This is a genomic window from Actinophytocola sp. (assembly GCF_036402745.1).
Taxonomy (GTDB): domain Bacteria; phylum Actinomycetota; class Actinomycetes; order Mycobacteriales; family Pseudonocardiaceae; genus Actinophytocola.
Genome location: NZ_DASWSJ010000163.1, coordinates 1 through 5,453, shown reverse-complemented (window position 1 = coordinate 5,453; position 5,453 = coordinate 1). Strand labels below are relative to the sequence as shown.

Here is a 5,453-nt window from a genome sequence, read left to right as displayed (position 1 = left end):
CACCGGGTACGTGGCAGGCGGGATCTCGCCGCTCGGGCATCGCAAGCGGTTGCCGGTCGTGGTGGACAGCTCGGCGACCGGCTTCGAGACGGTCTTCTGCAGCGGTGGGCGGCGCGGGCTGGAGATCGAGCTGGCGCCGGGCGAGCTGGTCCGGCTCGCGGGTGCCACGGTGGCCTCGATCGCCGCGCGCGGCTGATCAGCGGGAACATGCCGGGTGGTCAGGATCGTCGGCAGGCGCTGTGTCGTGTTCGGAGCCACGGGTTATCCCGGCAGGCGGCTCCGCCCTGAGCTGCTCGACGCCGGTCATGGCGTGGCCGGCGCCAGTGATCCGGGCAAGCTCGACGAGGCCTGAGCCGACCGCGCATCACCTGAACCGCCCCGCTCATGCCGACCGAAGATCGCGTCAGCCACAACCGAGCCGACCGCGCATGACGCGAGCCGCTGCGGTCATGCGACCAGGCGGACCAGGGTCGCGGCGGCCAGAGCCGACCGGGTCGTGCGTGGCCCAGCCGCCGCGGCAAGGCGACCGACCGGAGTCGCGTCGTCCGGGCCGATCGGGTCGTGCGTGGGGTGAGCCGGCGCGGGTGGTGGAGTCAGGCGATGACCTGGCGGATCTCGATCGTCCCTATCGCGGCCCATGGGTGGGTCGCGGCCATGCGCAGGGCCTCCTCGCGGTTCGCGCACTCCAGGATGTTGACCCCGCCCATCTGTTCCTTCGTCTCGGCGAACGGGCCGTCGGTGTGCAGGACCTCGCCACCGCGGACCCGCACCGTGCTCGCCTCCTTCGGCGGGCGCAGGCCCATGCCGGCCAGCAGGACACCGCGCTCGGCCATCGCCTTCGACCACTCGGCGCAGCCGGGCAGGTAGTCGTTCTGGGGCGTGCTGTCGTCGCCGCACAGCATCATCAGGAACCTCACCGTGAACCTCCCGGCGTCACCGTGGGCGGCAGCCCGAACGCGTCGAACAGAGTGTTGTCGAACGTGGTGACCTCCGCGATCCGGTCGCCCGCGAACCGGACGACGTCGATCTTGAACGCGCGGTAGAGGTCGTCGCCGGGTGCGCGGAGGTAGTTGGCCGCCGCGAGCTGGCGGTTGGCGCTGGTCGGCACCAGCAGCCAGTCGCCGTGCGAGCCGCCGAACGCGGCCTGGAAGAGCGGCGCGAGCGACGCGATGCCGTCGTAGCACCACGGGCGCGGCGGCATCGTGATCCGGATGTCGTCGCGCACCAGCTCGGTGATCGCGCTCGGGTCACCGCGCTCGTGGGCGTCGATGTACCGCTGGAGCAGCGACCGCTCGAGGTCGGTCGGGTCGCTCGCCGGCCGGTGCTCGTCGCGCTCGGGCAGCCGGGTGCGCAGCGTCGCGCGGGCGCGCTGCAGCGCGCTGTTGACCCCGGCGACCGTGGTCTCGAGCAGGTCGGCGGCCTCCTTCGCCGACCAGTCCAGCACCTCCCGCAGGATCAGGATCGCCCGCTGCTGCGCGGGCAGCAGCTGGATCGCGGCCAGGAACGCCAGCTCGATCGTCTCCTTCGCGACGACCGTCGCCGCCGGCCCGGCCTCCACGGGCGCGACCTGGTCCAGCAGGTGGTCCGGGTACGGCTGCAACCACGGGACCTCGGCGAACGAGTCCAGCCGCGGCACCTGCCGCTGCTTGCGCCGGATCGTGTCCAGGCAGGCGTTGGTGGCGATCTTGTACAGCCACGCGCGGAACCCCGTACCGACGAAGGTGTCCTTCGCCCGCCACGCGCGCACCAGCGTGTCCTGCACGACGTCCTCCGCGTCCTCGAAGTTGCCGAGCATGCGGTAGCAGTGCACGTGCAGCTCGCGCCGGTGCCGCTGGGCGAGCTCGGCGAACGCGTGCTCGTCGCCCGAGGTCGCTGCCGCGATCACCGCCTCGTCGGTGGCCAGGTTGCTCATGCCGACGATTCTGCACCGATGAGTTCTCCCCGCGCCGACCGTCACATGATTCGCAAGGATGACGAGCGGACGGAGGGATCGCCATGGACACGGAGCCGGTCGAGGTGGTGACCGCCGCGCGCGGCGGCGACGAGTCGGCGTTCGCCGAGCTGACCGGCCGGTACCGGCGTGAGCTGCAGGTGCACTGCTACCGCATGCTGGGCTCGGTCGAGGACTCGGAGGACCTGGTGCAGGAGACGTTCCTGCGTGCCTGGCGCCGCCGCGAGACCTACGCGGGCCGCTCGACGTTCCGCGCGTGGCTGTACAAGATCGCCACGAACGCGTGCCTCGACCTGCTCGACCGCAAGCCGCGGCCCGCGCTGCCGACCGCACTGCCGACCACGCCGCCGACCGCCGCGTCACCACCCGCCGACCCGAGCGCCGCGCCGCTGCCCGCCGTGGTGGTGCCATGGCTGCAGCCGTGCCCGGACAGCGTGCTGGACCCTGACGAGGTCGTGATGTCCCGCGAGACGGTCGAGCTGGCGTTCCTCGCCGCGGTCCAGCACCTGCCCGCGCGCCAGCGTGCCGTGCTGATCCTGCGCGACGTCCTCGGCTGGTCGGCCAAGGAGTCGGCGGCGCTGCTGGAGACGACCGTGGCGTCGGCCAACAGCGCGTTGCAGCGGGCCCGCGTGACCATGCGTGCCCACCTGCCCGCGCGACGGCTGGACTGGTCGCCGTCGGCACCGTCGGAGGAGGTGCGGGCGGTGGTGACCCGGTACATGGACGCGCTGGAACGCGGCGACGACGCCGGTCTCGGCACGATGCTGCGTGAGGACGCCCGCTGCAGCCAGGCCCCGTGGGCCGGCGGCAACATGACCGACGACCCCGTTTGGTACGAGGGTCGGGACACCCTCGTCGAGGCGTGGCAGCCCGTGTTCCGTGGCGAGCACCGGCAGGAGTTCCGCTGCCTGCCGACGGCGGCCAACGGGCAGCCCGCGGTGGCGACGTACATCCGCCCGCCGGGCGGGACCCACTACCAGGCGTTCGGCCTGAGCGTGCTGCGTCTGGTCGACGGCCAGATCGCCGAGATCACCGTGTTCGGTGTGGAGATGTATCCGTTGTTCGGCCTCCCTTCGTCGGTCTGACCGTGGCTATTTCCCGCGGGCGGCGAGGAACCGGGCGCGGCCGTCGGCCAGGTCGACGATGGGCGCGGGGTAACCGCGCCGTTCGGCCGCCGGCAGCCGCCATGGTCGATGGACCTGTTTGTCGTCCACATGGGACAGTTCGGGGACGTAGCGGCGGACGTACTCGCCGTCGGGGTCGTAGCGTTCGGCCTGCAGCAGCGGGTTGAGCACGCGGTTGGGCCGGCTGTCGGTGCCCGTGCCCGCGACCCACTGCCAGTTGAGGCAGTTGTTGACGACGTCGCCGTCGAGGAGCCAGGTGAAGAAGTGTTCGGCGCCGGCGCGCCAGTCGAGGTAGAGGGTCTTGGTGAGGAAGCTGCCGGTGATGAGCCGGGCCCGGTTGTGCATCCAGCCCTCGGCGCGGAGCTGACGCATGCCGGCGTCGACGATGGGGATGCCGGTCCGGCCCTCCTGCCAGGCCTGCAGCGCGTTCTTGTCGTCGCGCCACCGGTCGCCGCGGTGGCGGTAGTCGCGGTGCGCGGCGTCGGGGCGGGCGGCGAGGACCTGGTGGTGGAAGTCGCGCCAGGCCAGCTGCCGGACGAAGGCCTCCGCTCCGGCCGACTTGCCCGCGCGGCGGGCCAGCTCGAGCGCCGAGACGCAGCCCAGGTGCAGGTACGGCGAGAGCCGGGAGGTGCGGTCGGCGGCGAGCACGTCGTGCTGGTCGACGTAGTGCTGGACGTCGGCGTGCAGCCACGCGTCCGCGCGGCAGCGGCCCGCGGTCTCGCCGCCGTGGCCCTTGGCCTTGGGCACGTCGCCCAGCTGGATCTTGGGCAACGTGATGCGCTCGGGCGCCGGTTGGAGACCGCGCCAGCCGTGGTCGCTCCAGCGCCGGTGGTAGGCGCTGAACACGGCGAAGTGGTCGCGGCTCTGGGGCCGGAGTGCGCCGGGTGGGACGACCGTGTGGACGTCGTGGTGCACGACGAGCTCGCGCCGGCCGAGCGCGCCGGCCAGCTCCGCCTCGCGGGCCTTGGCGAACGCCGACACGTCGCCGGCGATGTGCACGCGGGTGGCGTCGGTGGCGGTGGCGACGCGGCAGATCTCCTCGACCGGGCTTCCCTCGCGCAGGACGAGCCTGCCGCCCTTTGCGCGGAGTGAGGTGTCGAGGTCGGCCAGCGACTCGTCGAGGAAGCGCAGCCGGCCCGCGGCGAACCGGCTGGCGCCGATGCGGTGGTCGCGGACGAACAGCGGCACGACGTGGTCGGTGTCGCGGCTGGCGGCGGCCAGCATGGGGTTGTCGTGTATCCGCAGGTCGCGGGTGAACACGGCGATGGTGGTGCTCAACGTCTTCTCCGGGTGGTGATGGCCGACAGGGCGCACAGCGCGCCCCATCCGCCGGCGATGGTCATGACCTTGGTGCGTTCGGGCTTGCCGCGCAGGGCCTGGCCGAGGACGACGAGGTCGCCCATGTCGGAGGCGACCCGCACGGCGATGGCGGTGCATAACGCCTTCCGGCCGGGCGCGACGGATATGGCCACGCCGGAGGCGAAGTCGCGGACGCCGAGCGTGCGGACGAACGCCGCCTGTTCCGGCTCGGGCTCGCCGCCGCGCAGCATGCCGGAGGGGCCGAGGAGGAGCGCCGGCCTGGCGGTGATGGCGGCGCCGTAGAGGGCGGTCGCCGCACCGAGGACTCGGGGAAGCCAGTTCTTCGTCATGCCGCCGATACTGTCCGAGCCTTGCGACACGTGCAGATCCGCAAGGCCCGAAACGGGGTAGTTATCCACAGGAGAGGTGGTTGTCCACAGGCAAGATCGACATCGCGGGGATTGTCGGTGGGTGCCGGTAGACTGGAAGCACGGGGTGCCCCCGGAGAGGGTGGGGGCTGCATCGGGCACGAGCGCGCGAGCGCTTTGATTTTCGCGCGGATGCGTTGGGGGCCAAGGGCTTCGCTTGGGGCTGTGGGGCACGTGCTGGCGGGAACGCCCTGGTTCCGCGCGGATGCGTTGGGCGCCAATGGGTTGGTGCGGGGTACACGCTGGCGGCGGACGCCCTGGTTCCGCCCGCATGCGTTGAGCGCCCGGGTCGGGTTGGGGCCGCGGGACACGCGTGAGCGCTTTGATTTCGCGGATGCGTTGGAGGCTGGGAACTGGCTTGGCCGCAGAGGTGCGCGCCCGCGGGAGCGCTTTGATTCGCGTGGATGCGTTGGAGGCCAGGGAATCTGGCCACAGGGGCCGCGCGCCCACGGGAGCGGTTTGATTTCGCGTGGATGCGTTGGGCGCCAGGAACTTGGCTGGAGGCCATGCGGGCACGCGCCGGCGGGAACGCCTTGGTTCCGCGCGTGCGCTGGGCGCCGAGAGCGGGGTTGGGGCCGCGCAGGCAGGAGCGGTCAGGTATTCGTCAAGTGGTCTGTCAGGCGGGTCAGGAAGGGGCGTTGGCCGCCGATG

Annotated in this window: 6 protein-coding genes; 2 read left to right on the top strand and 4 right to left on the bottom strand. The window is 72.2% G+C overall.

Annotated features, from left to right (window positions below; all coding sequences use genetic code 11):
* On the top strand, positions 1-196 hold a 196-nt coding region (locus VGD70_RS16245; protein WP_331082298.1), incomplete at its 5' end, for a YbaK/EbsC family protein.
* Positions 197-593: 397 nt separating this feature from the next.
* Here the strand turns inward: VGD70_RS16245 and VGD70_RS16240 are convergent.
* Both VGD70_RS16240 and VGD70_RS16235 read right to left on the bottom strand, forming a co-directional pair.
* Positions 594-917 (bottom strand): YciI family protein, encoded by a 324-nt coding sequence (locus VGD70_RS16240; protein ID WP_331082297.1) that lies wholly within the window; start codon positions 915-917, stop codon positions 594-596.
* Positions 914-1,912 (bottom strand): RNA polymerase subunit sigma-70, encoded by a 999-nt coding sequence (locus VGD70_RS16235; RefSeq protein ID WP_331082296.1) that lies wholly within the window; start codon positions 1,910-1,912, stop codon positions 914-916. Before VGD70_RS16235 ends, VGD70_RS16240 begins: the two co-directional genes overlap by 4 nt.
* A gap of 83 nt (positions 1,913-1,995) precedes the next feature.
* Here VGD70_RS16235 and VGD70_RS16230 point away from each other — a divergent pair, with 83 nt between their 5' ends.
* Positions 1,996-3,036: an RNA polymerase subunit sigma-70 gene (locus VGD70_RS16230; RefSeq protein ID WP_331082295.1), complete on the top strand. Its 1,041-nt coding sequence runs from the start codon at positions 1,996-1,998 to the stop codon at positions 3,034-3,036.
* A 6-nt stretch (positions 3,037-3,042) separates the two neighbouring features.
* On the opposite strand, the gene VGD70_RS16225 is transcribed toward VGD70_RS16230, so the two are convergent.
* Both VGD70_RS16225 and VGD70_RS16220 read right to left on the bottom strand, forming a co-directional pair.
* Positions 3,043-4,353 carry a deoxyribodipyrimidine photo-lyase gene (locus VGD70_RS16225; protein WP_331082294.1) on the bottom strand — a complete coding sequence of 437 codons (1,311 nt, stop codon included), beginning with the start codon at positions 4,351-4,353 and terminating at the stop codon, positions 3,043-3,045.
* Entirely contained in the window at positions 4,350-4,793 is a 444-nt protein-coding gene (locus tag VGD70_RS16220) for a hypothetical protein (protein WP_331082293.1), read from the bottom strand. The genes VGD70_RS16225 and VGD70_RS16220 overlap by 4 nt, the downstream gene beginning before the upstream one ends.
* Between the last annotated feature and the right edge of the window lie 660 nt (positions 4,794-5,453).

What these genes read in the sequence shown, in the direction of transcription:
- VGD70_RS16235 (WP_331082296.1), bottom strand. Translation starts at nt 1,912, where the DNA reads ATGAGCAACCTGGCCACCGACGAGGCGGTGATCGCGGCAGCGACCTCG.
- VGD70_RS16230 (WP_331082295.1), top strand. Translation starts at nt 1,996, where the DNA reads ATGGACACGGAGCCGGTCGAGGTGGTGACCGCCGCGCGCGGCGGCGAC.